This is a genomic window from Brotocaccenecus cirricatena (assembly GCF_020687045.1).
Classification (GTDB): domain Bacteria; phylum Bacillota; class Clostridia; order Oscillospirales; family Oscillospiraceae; genus Vescimonas; species Vescimonas cirricatena.
In genome coordinates this window covers 61,025-78,819 of the sequence record NZ_JAJEPW010000008.1, presented here as the reverse complement: position 1 = coordinate 78,819, position 17,795 = coordinate 61,025, and the positions used below count along the sequence as shown (strand labels likewise).

Annotated in this window: 18 protein-coding genes, 1 tRNA gene and 3 pseudogenes; 11 read left to right on the top strand and 11 right to left on the bottom strand. The window is 42.1% G+C overall.

Annotation, left to right across the window (positions count from 1 at the left end):
* The first annotated feature begins 412 nt into the window (after positions 1-412).
* The 11 genes and pseudogenes from LKD37_RS04530 to LKD37_RS04480 all read left to right on the top strand — a co-directional run bounded on the left by LKD37_RS04530 (position 413) and on the right by LKD37_RS04480 (position 7,232).
* Positions 413-489: transfer RNA gene (locus LKD37_RS04530), tRNA-Arg, on the top strand.
* A 638-nt stretch (positions 490-1,127) separates the two neighbouring features.
* The gene (locus LKD37_RS04525) at positions 1,128-1,262 is read left to right on the top strand and encodes a hypothetical protein (RefSeq protein ID WP_279210345.1); all 135 of its coding nucleotides are present in this window, start codon (positions 1,128-1,130) and stop codon (positions 1,260-1,262) included.
* Positions 1,259-2,188: a DUF6017 domain-containing protein gene (locus tag LKD37_RS04520; protein WP_117930254.1), complete on the top strand. Its 930-nt coding sequence runs from the start codon at positions 1,259-1,261 to the stop codon at positions 2,186-2,188. The genes LKD37_RS04525 and LKD37_RS04520 overlap by 4 nt, the downstream gene beginning before the upstream one ends.
* Before the next feature lie 6 nt (positions 2,189-2,194).
* Complete coding sequence (locus LKD37_RS04515) at positions 2,195-3,022, top strand: ParA family protein (protein ID WP_302928096.1); 828 nt, start codon at positions 2,195-2,197, stop codon at positions 3,020-3,022.
* Complete coding sequence (locus LKD37_RS04510; RefSeq protein ID WP_302928095.1) at positions 2,979-3,902, top strand: ParB/RepB/Spo0J family partition protein; 924 nt, start codon at positions 2,979-2,981, stop codon at positions 3,900-3,902. Before LKD37_RS04515 ends, LKD37_RS04510 begins: the two co-directional genes overlap by 44 nt.
* A gap of 9 nt (positions 3,903-3,911) precedes the next feature.
* Complete coding sequence (locus LKD37_RS04505) at positions 3,912-4,439, top strand: hypothetical protein (protein WP_302928094.1); 528 nt, start codon at positions 3,912-3,914, stop codon at positions 4,437-4,439.
* A 69-nt stretch (positions 4,440-4,508) separates the two neighbouring features.
* Positions 4,509-4,622 (top strand): annotated as a pseudogene (locus LKD37_RS17715) (DpnD/PcfM family protein); the annotation flags it as partial.
* Positions 4,623-4,784: 162 nt separating this feature from the next.
* A pseudogene (locus LKD37_RS04495) lies at positions 4,785-5,045 on the top strand (VirB6/TrbL-like conjugal transfer protein, CD1112 family); the annotation flags it as partial.
* 17 nt (positions 5,046-5,062) lie between these two features.
* Positions 5,063-5,416: a PrgI family protein gene (locus LKD37_RS04490; protein WP_349048780.1), complete on the top strand. Its 354-nt coding sequence runs from the start codon at positions 5,063-5,065 to the stop codon at positions 5,414-5,416.
* Positions 5,417-5,472: 56 nt separating this feature from the next.
* A complete protein-coding gene (locus LKD37_RS04485) occupies positions 5,473-5,757 on the top strand; it encodes a hypothetical protein (protein WP_302928093.1) in 285 nt (94 codons plus the stop codon).
* A 62-nt stretch (positions 5,758-5,819) separates the two neighbouring features.
* Positions 5,820-7,232 (top strand): relaxase/mobilization nuclease domain-containing protein, encoded by a 1,413-nt coding sequence (locus tag LKD37_RS04480; RefSeq protein WP_302928092.1) that lies wholly within the window; start codon positions 5,820-5,822, stop codon positions 7,230-7,232.
* A 273-nt stretch (positions 7,233-7,505) separates the two neighbouring features.
* Here the strand turns inward: LKD37_RS04480 and LKD37_RS04475 are convergent, their stop codons facing one another.
* The 11 genes and pseudogenes from LKD37_RS04475 to LKD37_RS04425 all read right to left on the bottom strand — a co-directional run bounded on the left by LKD37_RS04475 (position 7,506) and on the right by LKD37_RS04425 (position 17,691).
* Complete coding sequence (locus LKD37_RS04475; protein ID WP_302928091.1) at positions 7,506-8,480, bottom strand: class-II aminoacyl-tRNA synthetase family protein; 975 nt, start codon at positions 8,478-8,480, stop codon at positions 7,506-7,508.
* Positions 8,481-8,483: 3 nt separating this feature from the next.
* Positions 8,484-9,602 (bottom strand): glycosyltransferase family 1 protein, encoded by a 1,119-nt coding sequence (locus LKD37_RS04470; protein WP_302928090.1) that lies wholly within the window; start codon positions 9,600-9,602, stop codon positions 8,484-8,486.
* Between the two features lie 38 nt (positions 9,603-9,640).
* Entirely contained in the window at positions 9,641-11,455 is a 1,815-nt protein-coding gene (locus tag LKD37_RS04465; RefSeq protein WP_302928089.1) for a hypothetical protein, read from the bottom strand.
* Positions 11,456-11,459: 4 nt separating this feature from the next.
* Positions 11,460-12,245: a radical SAM protein gene (locus tag LKD37_RS04460; protein WP_302928088.1), complete on the bottom strand. Its 786-nt coding sequence runs from the start codon at positions 12,243-12,245 to the stop codon at positions 11,460-11,462.
* Between the two features lie 18 nt (positions 12,246-12,263).
* Positions 12,264-13,061, bottom strand: coding sequence for an ABC transporter ATP-binding protein (locus tag LKD37_RS04455; RefSeq protein WP_302928087.1), 798 nt, complete (start codon positions 13,059-13,061; stop codon positions 12,264-12,266).
* Positions 13,049-13,978, bottom strand: a pseudogene (locus LKD37_RS04450) (FecCD family ABC transporter permease). Before LKD37_RS04450 ends, LKD37_RS04455 begins: the two are co-directional and overlap by 13 nt.
* A 79-nt stretch (positions 13,979-14,057) precedes the next feature.
* Positions 14,058-15,023 (bottom strand): radical SAM protein, encoded by a 966-nt coding sequence (locus tag LKD37_RS04445; RefSeq protein WP_302928086.1) that lies wholly within the window; start codon positions 15,021-15,023, stop codon positions 14,058-14,060.
* A 38-nt stretch (positions 15,024-15,061) separates the two neighbouring features.
* Positions 15,062-16,117: an ABC transporter substrate-binding protein gene (locus LKD37_RS04440; RefSeq protein WP_302928085.1), complete on the bottom strand. Its 1,056-nt coding sequence runs from the start codon at positions 16,115-16,117 to the stop codon at positions 15,062-15,064.
* A gap of 65 nt (positions 16,118-16,182) precedes the next feature.
* Complete coding sequence (locus LKD37_RS04435) at positions 16,183-16,284, bottom strand: YccF domain-containing protein (protein ID WP_302928098.1); 102 nt, start codon at positions 16,282-16,284, stop codon at positions 16,183-16,185.
* Between the two features lie 109 nt (positions 16,285-16,393).
* Positions 16,394-17,386, bottom strand: a complete 993-nt coding sequence (locus LKD37_RS04430) for a type IV secretory system conjugative DNA transfer family protein (RefSeq protein ID WP_302928097.1) — start codon at positions 17,384-17,386, stop codon at positions 16,394-16,396.
* Positions 17,383-17,691, bottom strand: coding sequence for a helicase HerA domain-containing protein (locus LKD37_RS04425; protein WP_302928084.1), 309 nt, complete (start codon positions 17,689-17,691; stop codon positions 17,383-17,385). Before LKD37_RS04425 ends, LKD37_RS04430 begins: the two co-directional genes overlap by 4 nt.
* Between the last annotated feature and the right edge of the window lie 104 nt (positions 17,692-17,795).

Genomic DNA, 17,795 nt, shown 5'->3' with positions numbered 1-17,795 from the left:
CTCAACGACTTTGCCAAGCAGCTTGCCGTCCATAACCGCCGCGCCAACAACTTGCCCATGAGACCCCTCCGCTGGCTTTCACCTAATGAGTTCGCTGTCCAATATGTTTGACAAACCTACATTTCTGCGCTCCGGGTCAAAAAAGTGTATTTCACGTTGACAATCCGCCCTGTGCATAGTAAAATGAGCGTATATACTCCAGTAGCTTAGCTGTATAGAGCGATCGCCTCCTAAGCGGCAGATGGTTCGATTCCTTCGAGCAGTGAAAATTGCATAAATCTTAAAAATGTCTCAGTAGCTCAGCTGGATAGAGCACACGCCTCCTAAGGTTGCGTTACAACGGTCACCTCAAAAAAACTAAATAAGGGATTGCAGTTCGACTTTGGTCGGGCTATAATCATATATCAGACACGTCCATATAGCTCAGCTGGATAGAGCACACGCCTCCTAAGCGTGGGGTCGGAGGTTCAAATCCTCTTATGGACGCCAGTGAACAACGCCGAAAGCCTTTGTTTTCAAGGGTTTTCGGCTTTTCTTATATGAAAAGGCACGAAAAAGCTCTTTCACTGTATGAGATAAAATTCTACTCCAAAATTTGATTTTTGACAACCCCTCCAGAATCGAACGGTTGTTATAAGACAAAATCGCCAGCTAATTTTTAGCAGAAAACGGGCTGTTCTTGCTAATGAAAATGCCCTTCCTGCTAATCAGCCCCAAAATCGTGCCAAAAATCCAGCTAATCAAAAAAGGCGGATGTTTTGAGTACCATGCAGTTATAGCAGATAAAATCGAATATCGTTATATACATAGAGCGTCTATTTGCCCCGCATCGGGGATGGATAGGCGCTCTTTTTTTATGCCCAAAACCATGGGCAAATACAAGAGATTGGAGGTGTTTCATTTGAGCAAGCCTGTTTATACCGCAGACAAGCCGAGCGACTGTCATTACTGCTACTTCTGGACGAATGGCAGAAAGGGTTGCCGTCTGGGTAGAAATAATTGCTACTACTTAATCTCTTTGCCACCGAAACCCAAGTCGGAATGTGATGGCTGTCCCTATGGGCGAGATCACCCGTGCATTGGCTGGTGTACGAAGAAGGTTATGCGTGAAGTGAGGCTTCGTTGATATGGATGTGTATGAACAGGAATACCGCTTCTGCTTTTTTGCCCGATGTCCTTACGAAAAGACGGATACGACTTTCCGCAGCATTCCGCTGACAACAGAAAGTTTTCCGCAGAAAGAAGGTGGTGAAGCCGTGTGAGTTTTGATTATTTTTACGGTCAGCAATCCGATCTATTCACATTCTATCGAGTTCCGAAGGTGTTGTTCACGAACGAGAGGTTCTGGAATATTTCTGCCGATGCCAAGATGCTGTATGGCATTTTGCTTGACCGCATGAGCCTGTCTGCCAAGAATGGTTGGATAGATAAAAACGGTCGAGTGTATATCATTTTTACAATCGACGAAGCGAAGATGGCTCTGAACTGTGCTGAACAAAAGGCTATCAAGCTGCTCAGTGAACTTGAGAAGAAAGCAGGATTGATTGAACGTAAGCGCCAGGGTTTGGGAAAGCCCAACCTGATCTATGTGAAGAACTTTATCTCTGCTGTGGATTCACAACTCTTGAATTGTGAAAATCACAATTCTGGAACAATGGAAATCACAACTCAAGAACTTCCGAAATCACAAGGTAATAATACTGATATTAAAAATACTGAATTTAGTGATACTGATTCTATCTTTCCTTCCGGAAATGGTGGAATGATGGACGAGAATGACCGGTATCAAGAATACTTTGATTATTTCTCGGATCAGCTCAGTATTGATTTGTTGAAGAAGGATTACCCTTACGATTCCGAAATGCTGGATAACATTCTGGAGTTGATCGTTGAAACAGTTTGCACGAAGCGACCATTGATTCGCATTGGTGCAGAGGAACGTCCGGCAGAAATTGTCCGCAGTCGGTTTATGAAACTGAATGTCGAACACATTCGATATGTTATGGACTGCTTCAAAGAGAACACTACAAAGATTAGAAATATCCGTCAGTATATGCTGACTACGATATACAATGCGCCGACGACAATAGACACCTACTACGATGCTCTTGTTCGGCACGATATGTCACACGGATATTTGGAAGGAGGATTTAAGAAATTGAAAATGAAGCGAGAGGAAGGAGAGTGACGAAAAATGTCGAAAAAAGCAACCATCATTGCGGTGGTCAATCAGAAAGGAGGCACTGGAAAGACCACCACCACCGAGAATCTGGGCGTTGGCTTGGCTCTTGAAGGAAAAAAGGTGCTTCTGGTAGACACCGATCCCCAGGCTTCCCTGACGGTCAGTTTGGGCAATCCCTGCCCGGATGATCTGTCTCCGACACTTTCCGATCTGATGGGAAAGATTATGATGGAAAACCCTATTACTCCCGATGAAGGGATTCTTCATCATCCGGAGGGCGTTGATTTGGTGCCGTCCAACATCGAACTCTCAGGTATGGAGGTAGCACTGGTCAATGCCATGAGCCGGGAAACCATTCTCCGGCAATACCTGGATACAGTCAAACAGAATTATGATTACATTCTTCTTGACTGTATGCCGTCTTTGGGTATGCTGACCGTCAATGCGTTGGCAGCTGCCGACAATGTGCTGATACCGGTTCAGGCAGCATACCTTCCTGCAAAGGGTCTGGAACAGCTGCTTGGAACCATCAACAAGGTCAAGAGGCAAATCAACCCGAAACTGAGGATTGAAGGGATTCTTCTGACGATGGTGGACAGCCGTACCAACTACTCCAAAGACATCAGCAATCTGATTCGGGAGAGCTACGGCGGAAAGCTGAAGGTTTACAAGACAGACATTCCCCGATCTGTTCGTGCAGAAGAAATCAGTGCCGAAGGACACAGTATTTTTCAGCATGATCCAAAAGGAAAAGTGGCGGATGCTTACCGAGTTTTGACGAAGGAGGTGTTAAACAATGCAGAGAAAAGGCGCAAACATCAGCTTGAAGGGGTACGATGATATTTTCTCCACCGATCAATCCAGAGCCGAATCTCAGCAGGAGCGAGTGCAGGAAATTCCGCTTTCTGAATTACACCCTTTCGAGGGACACCCCTTCCGTGTGGTTGATGATGAAGAAATGATGAAAACTGCGGAGAGCGTCCGAGATTTCGGAGTTCTCACCCCTGCGATTGTTCGTCCTGACCCCGATGGTGGTTATGAAATCGTTTCTGGTCACAGGCGGCACCGGGCATCGGAGCTTGCGGGTAAGGAAACCATGCCTGCGATTGTTCGTGACTTGGACGATGATGCAGCCATTATTCTGATGGTCGATGCGAATTTGCAGAGAGAGAGTATCCTGCCGAGCGAAAGAGCATTTGCCTACAAGATGAAGTTGGATGCGATTAAACATCAGGGTGAACGGACAGATTTAACTTCTACGCAAGTTGCACAGAAGTTATCCGTGGAGAAAGTTGGAGAGGATGCGGGTGTAAGTAAAGATACCATTCGCCGCTATATCCGTCTGACCGAACTGATTCCGGAACTGCTGGATATGGTGGATACGGGTCAGATCAAATTCAATCCTGCGGTGGAGCTTTCCTATCTGGCAAGTGAAGAACAGAAGGATTTTCTTTCTGCAATGGATTATGCTCAAGCAGCTCCTTCCCTTTCGCAAGCACAGCGAATTAAAAAGCTCGCACAGGAGGGCGAGTGTACGCTGGATGCGATGTGCGAGATTATGAATGAGATCAAGAAGGGAGAGCTGGACAGAGTAACCTTCAAAACGGATTCGTTGCGAAAATACTTCCCGAAGTCCTATACCAACAAGCAGATGGAGGATAAAATCATTCAGCTTTTGGAACAGTGGCAGAAAAAAAGAGAAAAATCTATGGAAAGGTAAGGTGAAAAAATGTTTACACCCAAAAACATTCAGGGTGCTTTGGAAGAACTCTACGACCTTTGCGATCCTGATTATATGGTAGATATGCTCGTAAATTACAGTGAGGAGTTCGATGATATTTCTCCTACGCTTCTGGCAAGGTCGTTCCAGAAAAATGCCGAGATGGTTTGCGAGTACCGAGTATTGTCCTCTGCTGGCGATGGAATCGACTATCAGGGAACGGTACTTCTGAACAGTAGAGCCGTGAGGCTTCTGTCCTGTGTAGAAGATACGAGCGGCAATGAAAAAGTTCGCACGATTCAGAGCAAGGAGCTGTGGTTAGCAGAAGATATGACCTTCTATGTGGTGTCCTGTATGTCCACGATTACGATGGACAAGGAAGAAGCCATTTGTCTTAACGAACACCGCAGCGTAGTTACTACGGTGGAATGCGAGGACAATATTTTTTTCGACATGGGTTCCCTGATTTGCGAACTGGACGATATTTGCTTGTTCGAGCTTTTAGCCGATGCGGATGCGACTATTTATGAACTGTAACAGGTACATGGATGGTCGCTTTTCTTATTTCCAAAGAAACGGAGGTATCGAAACTTGAAAGAATACGATGTGAAGATTACCGAAACCTTGGAGAAAACGGTTACGGTGCAAGCAGAATCTCACGATGCGGCAGAGGAACAGGTTAGAGCCGCTTATTACAATTCGGAGTACATTCTGGACTCCGAAAACTTCACCGGTGTTGCGTTCGGCACGACCGAGGAACGGGAGGTTCAGAAAGAACAGGCAGATACCATGAATGTGTTGCTGGTAAAGCCGTTCATGTATCCGCAGGCTGTGCAGATCGGCTGTGAGCTGGAGGATTTGCAGAAAGCCGTAGGTGGCGATGCCCCGATTCCTCTCTCCACTTTTGGGAACAGAGGGCAGAGCAATATCGGACAGAATTATCTGCGTTCACTGTTTGCAATCGGATTCCAGGGATTCTTGATTATGATCTGCGTAGGCATTTATGCGGTGCTGATTCAGTCTATCGCATTCAGTGATGACATCATCGGTTCTATCTGGGGTGTTATGGGCTACACCGTCCTTTTGTGCTTCACCCTGTTTAAAACCGGTTCGCTTGCGAAGGGTGTATTCAGCGCTCACTAAGGGAAGGAGGAAATTGGTTGGCAGCGTATATTCCCGTACCTCGTGACCTGACGAGGGTAAAAACAAAAGTGTTCTTTAATCTGACGAAAAGGCAGTTACTTTGCTTTGGTGCGGCGGCGCTCATCGGAGTGCCGATTTTCTTTCTGGTCAAAGCAACCGGAAATGTGAGCCTTGCAGCACTGTCCATGATGATCGTCATGTTGCCGTTGTTCTTTCTGGCAATGTATGAAAAGGATGGTCAGCCGTTGGAAGTGGTTGTAGAACACTTCATTCAGACTAAATTCGTTCGTCCCAAGGTTCGCCCTTATCAGACGGACAACTATAGTCCTTGTGCCCATTCTTCTTGGTATAGAGTCATGCCCAATGGTTGACATCGTTGCGTTACAGCAGATACCCTTGTACAATATAGTTAGGAGGGGTTGATCCTATGAAGCTGGTATTGAAGATATTAGCACTGCCGGTGCTGTTCGTTGTAAAAGTGATTTGTATTCTTGGGAATCTGCTTACAAATGTTGTGTCCTATGTGATTGGCATACTGCTTTTGGTTATTGGCGGCTCTGCGATTTACTGCATTGTAAAGGCTTTGTGGCAGTCCTTGCTTATTCTTGTGGTTCTTGGAATTGCGACAATAGCAGCGGTGTTCCTGCTCGTCTGGGCTGTTATGAAAGCCGAGAATATAGTAGAAAGTCTGGGAGCATTTATCAGGTCGTGAGAAATTATTAGAGGAAAGTCACCTTCGGGTGGCTTTTTCTTTTTGGGAAGGAAGTGATGGGAATGGCAGCAACAAGATTGATTGCGCTCCATGTGAATAAAGGAAAGACGGTCGCTCAATGTTTGGCAGACAGAACCGACTACTCACAAAATGCCGCAAAAACCAATGATGGCGAATTTATCAGTTCCTATGAGTGTGATCCAAAGACAGCAGACGAGGAATTTCTGCTTTCCAAACGGCAGTATCAGCATATTACCGGCAGACAGCAGAAGAACAATATCATCGCATACCAGATACGCCAGTCCTTTAAGCCGGGAGAAATCACCCCAGAAGAAGCGAACCAAGTCGGCTATGAAACAGCGATGCGATGGACAAAGGGAAAACACGCTTTCATCGTTGCGACCCACATCGACAAATCCCACATTCACAACCATATCATTTATAATTCCACCTCGCTGGATGCCACACGGAAATTCAAAAACTTCTTTCTTTCCGGTCTGGCGATGCAAAGACTCAGCGATATGGTTTGCTTGGAACATGGGCTGTCCATTATTACACCGAAGCCGTATCGGGAGCGTCAGAAAAGAACCGTTTATCCCAAGAAGCGTACCCAGCGTGACGAATTATGTGATGCGATTGATGCGGTGCTGAAGCAGAAACCAAAGAGCTTTGATGGCTTTGTTCAGGCTCTGGCTGACAAGGGATTTGAGTTCAAGGATGGAAAGCAGCCTGAATTCAAGGGCGAGAATCAGAAGCGTTTCATTCGGCTGCGTTCCCTGGGCGAAAGATATAGCAAAGAGGAAATTCAAGCAGTTATCTCCGGTAAGAACCTGCACAAATCAAAAGGCAGCTCTGCCAAGGCTCCTGCCCCGAAGCAGTTCCAGATGCTGATTGATATTCAGGCAAAGATGGCCGAGGGTAAGACGGTCGGTTATGAAAAGTGGGCGAAGAAGTTCAACCGAAAAGAAGCTGCCCGTACCGTCATTCTTCTGAAAGAAAAAGGTCTGGGCAACTACGATGATTTGACTGCTCATATTGAAAAGCTGTCTGCCCAGTTCGATGCGCTTTCTGATTCTATCAAGGCCGCAGAGAAGCGAATGGTTGAGGTTCAGGCGTTGCAGCAGCACATCAAAAATTATCGCAACACAAGGCAAATCTATATCGAGTACCGCAAGTCTGGATATAGTAAAAAGTTCTTTGAGGAACACCGTCAGGAAATCACAATTCATAAAGCGGCGAAGCAAGCCTTTGATGAATTGCAGATTACAAAGCTCCCCTCCATGCAATCGTTGTATGAGGAGTTTCATCAGCTGGCAGTCCAGAAAAAGCAAGACTACGCTGAGTATCGTCAGATCAGAAAAGAGAAAGAAGAATTGCTGATTGCCAAGCGGACGGTTGAAACGATTCTGAATATCGACCGACAGAAAGAGCAGGAAAAAGAACAAGAGAAGGAAGAAAAGAAGAACTTCCGTTAAAGCAAATAGCCACGGTCTGCACTCCCCCAAAAGGTGCGATCGTGGCTGCTTTTTTGCTTTTCGACTTCGGCGCTTTCAACCATGGGAAAATTTTATTCTACTGTTCTTTTTGGAAACGATTGAAAATCGTGTAGTCATCATCGGCAGATGATGATCAAAGGGGATTGGGGATGCTTCCCCAACAAGCAAATTTGCGAAGATTGTACCGAAGGGAAAATCGAGAAAATGAGTGAACCTGTACAGGTTTACACTGCTTGCCAAGTATGTCTCCTTTCACTTAGCACGATACACTGCAATCCATTTTGCTAAAAGCTCCGAAATGTACAATTTTTTATATTCAGGAACCTCTCCATATTCCATCGTAATATATTTCAACACTATAGAGATCACTTCATTTTCTGAATGCCCTAAAAGTTTGCTAAAATACTGAAGTGCCGCTATATATTTTTTTAATGTTCGTCCGTTAGTTGTAGATGAATTAGGTTTTAGCCCTTCGTAAAGAAGGTGTGCTGCGCCAACCACACTATCAGCGAACCTTCGCTCTCCAAAAGCAGACATGGGTAATATGTCTGCAATCTTTGAAACAGAGATTCCATACTTTTTGTTTTGAAAGCGCATTATGATTAACTGATCTGATGTGGCCAACTCTACTCCAACAGGAGAACTTCCTAGATAAATTAAGATAAAATAACATAAATTTTTATGCTTTTTCTGCCACTCTTGATAGTAATCCAATTTGATTGCTCTTCCAGTAATGCCGTTACCATACTTGTGGTCATACTTTTCTGATCTTTCATCCAACTCCACACGTATTGAGGGGAGACTTTGAGAGACCGCTGACAGTAAAGTAATATCATTGCAAGAAATACGCATTCGCATTTTTAAAAATTCAAAACCAATTGATGAGAATAATTCAATGGTATCTTTGAGTATTTTGCAAAGCAGACTTGCAGGAACGAAAGCTCCGTATGAATCAAATGTTGTTGGGTACTGAGATTCTCGTTCCTCATTGTAGTAGTCAGAAAGCGTTTGAGTGCGCATACAGTGCTGAATAGCAAATACGCAGTGATTTGAAGAAAAATATGGTTTAAATAAGTTTGTTGCCGAATTGATCAAATAAACGGAACGATCTACATGGGAAGAAATTGGCACTGGAGCGAGCCTTTGATACCCTTTGCTTTCAAAAAAATTAATAAATGAGCATTCTAACTTGTGATGAATTTTCAAGTAAGGTGTCTTATTTTCCATGATTCAGTTTTCCTTATCGTTTTGGGATAATAAATTCAAATATATTGTTTGAAGTCGCTTGGCTTCAATAAAAATATTATAGCCAGCCTTCTCTATAAGGGCACTAGTATCTATCCGTGGGTATGTTACATATTTGAGAATTGTTTCGGCCCAATGTGCATTTGAGTCCTCTAATGAGATGAACTGTACAGGGTCAGTCATTTGGGTTTCACGAGATACAGCATCTGAGAACACACACGGTAGGCCAGCAGCTTGCGCTTCAACACCCGAAAGGGTAAGTCCTTCAAACAACGACGGCATTACAAACACATCCATTGCCTGATACCAATAAGGCATATTGGCTTGCTCTCCAACTAAAAGAACCGCATCAGATATTCCTAGTTCGCCGACTCTATTTATAATTGTTGGCAAAAGTTTCCCGTTTCCAATGAGAAGTAACTTCGCATTGCGCTTTTTATCATGTACTTCCTTGAAAATTTCTAGTAATCGCAAATGATTTTTTTGTTCCTGAAATCGCCCAACATGGCCTATTACAAAACATCCTTCAATATTAAGTTTTGCTCGCATGTGCCGCCGAATTGAGGGATTCCATACAAAAGCAGCAGAAGGAATTGCATTTCGAATCAAAGTACCTTTTTCCCCCCAGCAGTCGTCCCCGAAGAAAAATCTGCCAGCCATATCACTACAGCCAAAATAGTGTGTTGCTGTCTGAGGTAGGAGTTTTATAAGAGCCAAGCGATGCTCGTGCTTATCGTCTGGAACAAATCCTGTGCTATGAGCGTGAGCTATTCTGATTGGGAATCCTGCTTTCATAGCTCCCTGCAGAGGATAATATTGTTTAGCCCCATTATGAGTATGGATAATTGAAATCTCTGGATGGACTTTTAGGAAATCTTCCCAAAAAGACACATAGTCTTGCTCACACAAAAGGTCAGATCCAGGGCGATAAAAGATGCGTCCACCTAGCCTCTGAATCTCTTCGTCATAGTCGCCAGAGAGTTTTTTGTTGCATAGAAAATCAAACTGAACAACAGTACGGTCGATATGGCGATAGTAGTTCATTAAAAAAGTTTCAACACCGGCACGGTGCATATAGCTGACCGAATGAAGAACTCTAATCATATTACAGTCTCCTTTCTGTGCGACGGTTATCGGCGCTGCTATGTCCTATTTTTACGAATCATCATAGAAGCTAATGATTCCTTAGATATAAGATGAGAGTAAGTTTCCTTAAATCTTATATTTTTGAAAATGGTAGATGCATTATTGTAATCTGCAAAATACAATTGCATAAGATCCATAATACTATCTAACGGGGATAATTCCAAAAGTGAGATGAGATCTGAAAATGTCCTACAAACCTCATTCACATCTCTAAGCGCAACATTTTGAACAAGAGAGATGTCGGCAAACATAGACTGAGGGTACCATTCAGATTCAAAAAGTGGGACAATTTTCTTATTGGAACCTTCCGTAAATCCAATGCAGCTTCCACCACATTCAGAAAAAAAGGTCTCAACCATTGGAGCAAGGCAGTGTCCCTTTTTCTTGCTAAAAACAGCAAACGTTCGTGTTCCCAACGATAAGTCCTTTCTGTTATTCCGCTTGTTATCCCATAAATATACCTTGTCGAATTTGCAAGTCCCTTGAAATCCCTCTGTTAACATAGCAGCAATTGTCCCGTTGAAACCACAATCTACCAGTAACATTCTCTCCGAAGTTTCAATTTTAGAATAATAGTACTTTTCTGTGGCCTCCTTTTTAGCCGTGAAATCTGCTTGCAGCGAGGCAGAATAATTGCATAGAATTTGTTCGCATATCTGGCGTTGCCCTTTTATCAATTGTTTAAGATGCAGGGGTGATAGTTCTGATTGAATCTGTTGTTTTAAGGCTTTATCAACAACAGTGATGTTGATGTAATCGGAAAGAGTCCCTTCTTCCGGAAGATAGGTGGCATCCAATCGCCCCCAACAATCACTTTCCTGCAAAATATTACATGCAGCTCTGGAGGTAAGCAGATACTCAGATGGAAGTGAAACAGGGAAAAATTGTTTTAATTGGTCATAGGCTTGCTTCATGAGGAAGCCGTCCCGTGAGGCAAAATAAATGGATTGATATGTTGAGTTTTGCTGAATATCCTTGTTGTTTAAGAGAAATAGTCCTATGTGCAATAACATTGGATATAGGAGCATATGTGCAAAAAATTCCAAAGAAAACGCAATGTGAGTACCAGAACATAGGAAGTTGATAGCTGTTCCGTAAATGAAACTTTCATACAGAGAATTACCGAATAGGGAGAGTGTTTCCTTTCCCCCGTATTGGTTAATTATCAAGTCCCGATTGCTTGGAATATGGACAGCTTTCATCCCAAGCAAAATTGCCGGCGAGTAATCATTCTTTATGCTATCTCCAATATGTAGGTAATAACTATTTGGTACCGATGGTGTCTGGTTAAGCATTACTTGAAAAAGGGCTCCTGTTCGCTTCACGGCTTTTTGCTCACACGAAACTAAGATAGTTGAAATCTTGGTATATCCGCACTTCTCAAGAATTTTTAGCAACTGAGAAGCTGAGTAGTACATATCACTGATGACAATAATCGGCTTTCTGATGCTTTTTGTGTATTCAAATAATATTTTCCCGACTGATTTTTGTGTAATATAGGCAAGATCAAATTCGAATTCTTTTTTAGCAAATTCCTTCGCCAAATAACTTGAAAGTCCCTTCTTTTTGACAACATACTCCCAAATTTCAGATAAAGACAGAAAAGGATTGTCTAGGATAGTCGGTGCATTGAGGCGTTCATGCTCAATATCAATATGATAATCTAGTTTGATGCGTCTAGCAAAAAGACGTAACATATCCTTGGTATGCAGGACAGGTCTGCATACCAAGGTGTCAAATAAGTCAAAACTTACAATTTTTACGGTTTTACTTGAGATTTGTTTTTTGACCGCATTGATGATATCATCCATATTCTCATGTCCATTCAGAAATAGCTTTCTTCGAGTGTGTCCAGCCAATATCTCGACGATATTGGTTGGGAAGGCAATGTTTACAAAATGCGAGAGGCCGAGTGGCAAAGTGAGCATAATCTTCAAAAGAATGTACATCATCCAAGGAAATGCTGTCTTGCTCGCAACATCCCAATTGTTGATTGAAAGTTATGTTAAAGTGTTCGGCGTTTCCAGCGATGGGGCATGGGAAAAGCCTTCCGTTTTTAATAAGTACATAACGAAGCTTCATTTTGCAGTTAGCCAGGTTGTTCTCAGAGTCACCTTGTCCGTCAATACTCAAGGGGTAGAGATTGAAAGACTTGATTGTTTCTTCAGGATGAAATTTCAAATTAACATTGTACTGTTGTGCCAAGCGTTTGATCTCATCCTCATTGAGCTTTATAGGATATCTTGTTACACGAACAAAAATATCATTATTTCTGCAGGAGTTCCAAAACTCTTCGGACATACCGGTAAGAAGAATACCATTAGTTTGAAGCGTTATTTTTATTTCGGGCATTGCTTTACGGGCGAGGCACTGAAGCTCCGCAATTTCCGGATGGAGTAGCGGTTCTCCACCCATAATTTTAAGAGATTTACAATGTCCATTAAATATTAGATTTGCTCTTTTTAGCTGAGACGAAAAATCTTCTTTTGCTATGTAGGATTCCTTTGCAAGAGGAGAAAAGTGAGTACAGGAAGCGCAATTTAAGTTACAGTGCTCTGCTACTTGAATTTCCAAATGTGGAATAAAGTCGATTACATTCACAGAATAATCCTCCTATTATCAATCTGTACGAATACAGATATTAGTATCAAACTCTGGCAGATAGCGGACTTTGATCTCTGTACCGTACATTTCTGTAAGATTCTCTTCTGTCATTAGTTCGCTTACTTTGCCATGCAAAAATTTTTCACCTTTATAAAGCATTGCCACATGTCCTCCCAACATGTATGCGTATTCTGGATTGTGGCTTGTCAAAATGATTGAATATCCATTTTGGTTTAACGACTTGAGCATCTGTATGACCTTATATTGGTTACTATAATCAAGAGCCGAAGTCGGTTCGTCCATGATGATTAATTTGGGCTGTTGAGTAATAGCTCTGGCGATGTAAACAAGTTGTCGTTCACCACCGCTAATTTCGCCCATTAGAGAATCCTTCAATTCATATATTCCTAGTTGCCTCAAGCTTTGTGCTACCAAGGCATAGTCTTCTTCAGTTGGCTGTGCGAGGAAAGATTTGTGTGGATTACACCCCATCAATGTGAATTCCTCCACAGTATAATCAAAATTAAGCTGTGATAGTTGAGGAACATAAGCGACGGCTGCAGCGTATTCCTTTGTAGTATAATTCTGGAGTAATTTCCCAAGCACTTGAATTTCTCCAGAGTATCCAGATATGTTTCTTAGAATACAGTTTAACAGGGTTGTTTTTCCCGATCCGTTAGGCCCAAGAATTGTTAAAACATCGCCCAGTGGAACAGTGAAACTGATATTCTTCAAAACAGTTTTTTTAGTTTTATAGGAAAACGATAGTTTTCCAACGGACAGTGCCGCAGCAGAATTTTCTACTCTTTCCATCTTCTCACCATAATAATTGCAAAAATAGGAGCACCGACAAGCCCTGTAATGACCTCTAGGGGAAGTTCATACGGTAGTATTGTGCGTGCTATCGTATCTGATAACAGCAACGCAATTGCTCCAACTATAATATTTAATGGCATACTATATCTGTTATCGTCTTTGATTATCCATCGGCAAATGTGAGGAATTATTAAGCCGATCCATGCAATTGTGCCTGCAATACACACAGATATTGCAGTTGCTAACGTGGCGACCAAGATAATCAAAAGGCGTTCCTTCTCCAAATCAACGCCTAACGCCTTTGCTTCTGCGTCACCAACAGACAGAAGATTAATACGCCATCGCAGCAAGTAAAGAACCACAATACATACTACAAGAAAGGGGCCGAAGAAAAGCACATCGTTCATTGAGACTTTGGCAAGACTTCCCATTTACCATTCCAAAATAGCGCCCAACTGAGATTCATCGTCTGCAAAAAAAATTAAAAAACCAACAACAGAACTCATAAACCGACCGATGATAACACCTGAAAACACTAGCACAACATGGCGGTTCTTCTTGGTTATGATTGATAATAAAACAGCCAAAGAAACGCTGGCAATTCCGGATATAAAAGCAAAAAACATTTGGGTAGATGCACTTAGTCCCAATAGAATGGCGACTATTGCACCGACACAAGCTCCAGATGAAACCCCTAGAATATCTGGAGAAATAAGCGGGTTTTGGAACATACCTTGATATGCAGCACCGGAGCTTGCTAATGCGGCACCAATTAAAATGGCGCAAAGGATCCTCGGCAATCGCAAATTCATTACAACCAAGCTTTGAGAGCTATCTCCTTGCCCAATAAGGGAAGAAAATACTTTCCCAACAGAAAGGTTGTAGCGACCGGCGCAGAGCGCAAATAATGCCACCCCAATCAAAAAGATTAACCCGCAAAATAGAATGATTCGTTTTTTTCTCAAGGTACATACTCCTTACCGGTTCAATGATTTAGGACAATATTTTTGGACAAACACACTGTGCACAAGGGCTATTTTCTGTAGAGTATATTTGGGTGATTACTTTTTGGTGGGCATCGCTACAAAGAATATCCTGCACACTTTTTCCCGAAGACAAATACTGTTCCCCTGGAACGAAAAAGCATGGGCTTACCCGAAGATCTGCGCCAATTACGCAAGAACATTTCGCCTTATCGCAGGGAAGCGTAATACCCTCAGTCCCTGAATAAACCTTTAGAATATAGTCAAAATCTGCACCATTCCTTGACAGAAGATTTCCCATTTGAGCAGAATACTCACATTTAATTTCATCAACGATGCAACATAGATGCTTATAGTCAGCATCGGATATATGCGAATTATGGCAAAACTCATCGTTTCGTCCAAACGACGTAGTACTACTCGTATCTTCTGGAATAAAGCTGATTTTGGTCAACTCATTTTCTATTGCAAAGTCTATAATTGCCTTCAAATCATCAATATTCTCTGGGAGGACGAGGCATCGGAGATTAATTGCTACTGAGGGAGATTGCCTATGTAATAGTTGAATGCCTTGCATAATTGTTTTCAGCCCGTCAATTCCTCTAATCTGTCTATATATTTTAGGATCAACAGTATCCAAAGATATAATGACCGTAGAAAAAATATTTCCGATTTGTTCAGCATATTTTTTTAGCAATATTCCGTTAGTATTCAGCTTTAACTTAAGGGATGGATATTCTTTGTGTAATTTTTCAACTAGGGGAAGAAGCTGGTCGGCTACGACCAGACATTCTCCCCCAGAAAAATACACAGTTTTTAGTCCCTGGGGAATAAGCATAACAATATTTTTATACAGCAAAGCATTGTCAATTGTTTTTGGGGTTTGAATCTTCCAATAATCACACATTCTACACCTGCTGTTGCAGCCATCCGTATATTCAATGTGAAGCGTTTTACAGGAAGTTGAACGCACCATAAGTTATCCCTCCTATTACCAGCACTTTGCTGATAGTATTATTTGCTTTCGTTGCTGGTCAGAATAGCTTCAGCAAGTTCTCTGGATACAGTCACATCTGCCACATCCTTATAGAATGTGATGATTTCTTTTGCCATGTCGATATCACTGAACAGTTCGGGATAAACAACTGTAGCGCACCACAAAGTAACCAAGCCGATTTCACAAGTGCCAACGCTCCAGTCAGAAACGCTAGTGGGAATCACATATACTCTGTTGTCCTTGATGGCAGTAAGAGTATCACGGTATTCTCCAGACATAGCTTCCTCATATACGGAGTTTCTGTAATAACCACCAACAAAAATGATATCCGGATTTGCGTTAACTAACTCTTCACCGTTAATATGTACGCCGCCCTTTGTTTCGTGAAGATCCATATCTTTTGTGATAACGGAACCACCGCTAGTAGCAATCCATTCAGAGTAGATATGACCTGCTGCGTATGTAGTGAGAAGATTGCTATCCTCATACTTAGCACGAGAATAATACGCTGTAAAGGACTTGGTCTCACCATCGTTAAGTCTTTCTGCAATAAGAGTTTCGCATTTTTCAATGTATGCCAAGCATTTGTTGGAACGCTCGGTCACATCCAGGATTGTTCCAAGAAGCTCAATGGATTTCTTTGTACCTTCGACAGTATCAAAGTCGAGACATACAACTTTCATACCTGCATTTTGATATTTTTCAATTTTATTAGTGTCCTTGACAAAAACAACATCCACATTGGCTTCAAGCATTTCTTCAACAGAAAGATCATCTTCACATTTTCTTACCGTGGAGAGTTCAGGATAGAGCTGATAAGCAAATGTAGTTTCATCAGTATAGTCGGTAGTGCCAATCAAAAGAGCACCTTTGCCCAAAGTAATGATTGCTGCCTCGCAAGTCGAGGACTGACAAGCTATTTTATCGATATTTGTCGGCAGCTCGACAGTATTACCAGCCATATCGGTAACGGTAATGGTTTTTCCACTTTCCACGTTATCGTTAGATGCGCAGCCTGCAAAAGACCCCAACACAAAGACTACAGCCAACAAAATTGCAACTATCTTTTTCATAATAATTATGACCTCCAAGCGTTTGTTTTTTCATTAGAATTTACTAATCGTATACCCAATAAGTATTACAGTGACTTAAATCTGCTGCTGTCGATGTGAGATCCAAACGGCAACAGGGCTATCTTTGCAAATTTGAAAAACTGCAGTCCAAATGGGATGCCAACAATGCTGTATATATCATGTTACCCGTCCAAAGCGAGGCGGACGAGGCACCTCGAAACATATTTCCAAACAAGCTCATAAGCTATCCTCCTAGCCAATAAAGCATCTTCATAATTATTTGAATAGCTCAAACTTGAAACGGAAGGGAGCAGTTGATGGCATCTTTACTACTGCTTCACCTACGGACAACGATGTTAAATCCCAGTCCTCTACTGTAAATCCTTCTCGTTTTTCATAATGAATATTGCCATTTGCTTCTGCAAAGGTTTCTAAAATCATGTTTCGCCCCATGAGCTGACTAATATATTCTCTGGTGTTGTAGTCGTTCTGTTGGAAGGCAAATACAGAAGAAAAACCCGACACCGCATTTCGGGCCTTGGTCTCATTTTCGTAATTTGCATTTAATTGGTCAATGCTTTGTAAACCAGCAAGTATTTTTACGCCAAGGCCACGGCCAAAATTGATGCCATCTTCCAAGTGTCGCAGATTAGGCAATAGTTTTAATTCATCTGCAATTAAGTACACATTGCCTTGCGTTGCGGTACGACCAAGTGCCTCTTTTAATGCAAGATCAAAGAGCAAGGTGTAAATAGGAGAGAGAACATCGCCTATTGCAAGATCGTACTCAATAAATGCGGTTCGTCCATTCTTTTGACGAATAAACTTACGCATAGAAAAATCACCATCTTCAGCGAATACGCCGGTGAATACATCCCGGACAACAGAGTACATCTCGGATAAGACTCCTTGTGCTTGGGAGCCGGACTTACTTCCAATATATGAAGCAACCGAAGCCAGATCTCGGTGTTGCCCCAAAAGCTCTCTCAAATCATCAGGAGAAGAAGAGTCGATATAGTCTTTAATATCTCGGTTGTTCGGAACGACGCCATTTCGAACCAAAGCTATAATTATTGAGGCCACCAAATCTTGAGCGGCAATCGGAAAAAATGGGTTGCTACTATTTTTTTCTACGAGTTTAGCAAAAAGAGACTTGCAGATTTCTTGGACGTTTTGTGAAACAGAAACATAATCCTTGCCCTCAGCAACTATTTCTTCATATATGTTCCATTTCTCTGATTGCTTGCGATATTGAGCAGAATTTCCTATAAGGATATCGCCTTTTGAAAAGAACTTTTTATGGAAGTCACCTTTGCTGTCAAAGCCAAAATGACATCATCTGCTGTCATTTTGGCTTTGAGCTGTTTTACTATGTGGTAAAACAAGTTCGTTTTACCACTCCCCGTTCCACCAACAAGTAAAATATGTTTACTTAATACTTCGTCCGAAATCCCAAAGGCGCACTTTTGCCCTTGAAAATCACCTTGGATTCTTATGACTGACTTTAGTGTATCAGGCGGGGGGGCATTCTTTTCAAGTAAACCACCATATACTACTTCATGGTTAATAGGCATACCGCTCCTCCTTTATACCTCATAACAATGTATGGCTACTAATATTTTATATTATACGCCACAATTTTATAAATTTCAACAAATTATTGTTGATGTGCGAAGAA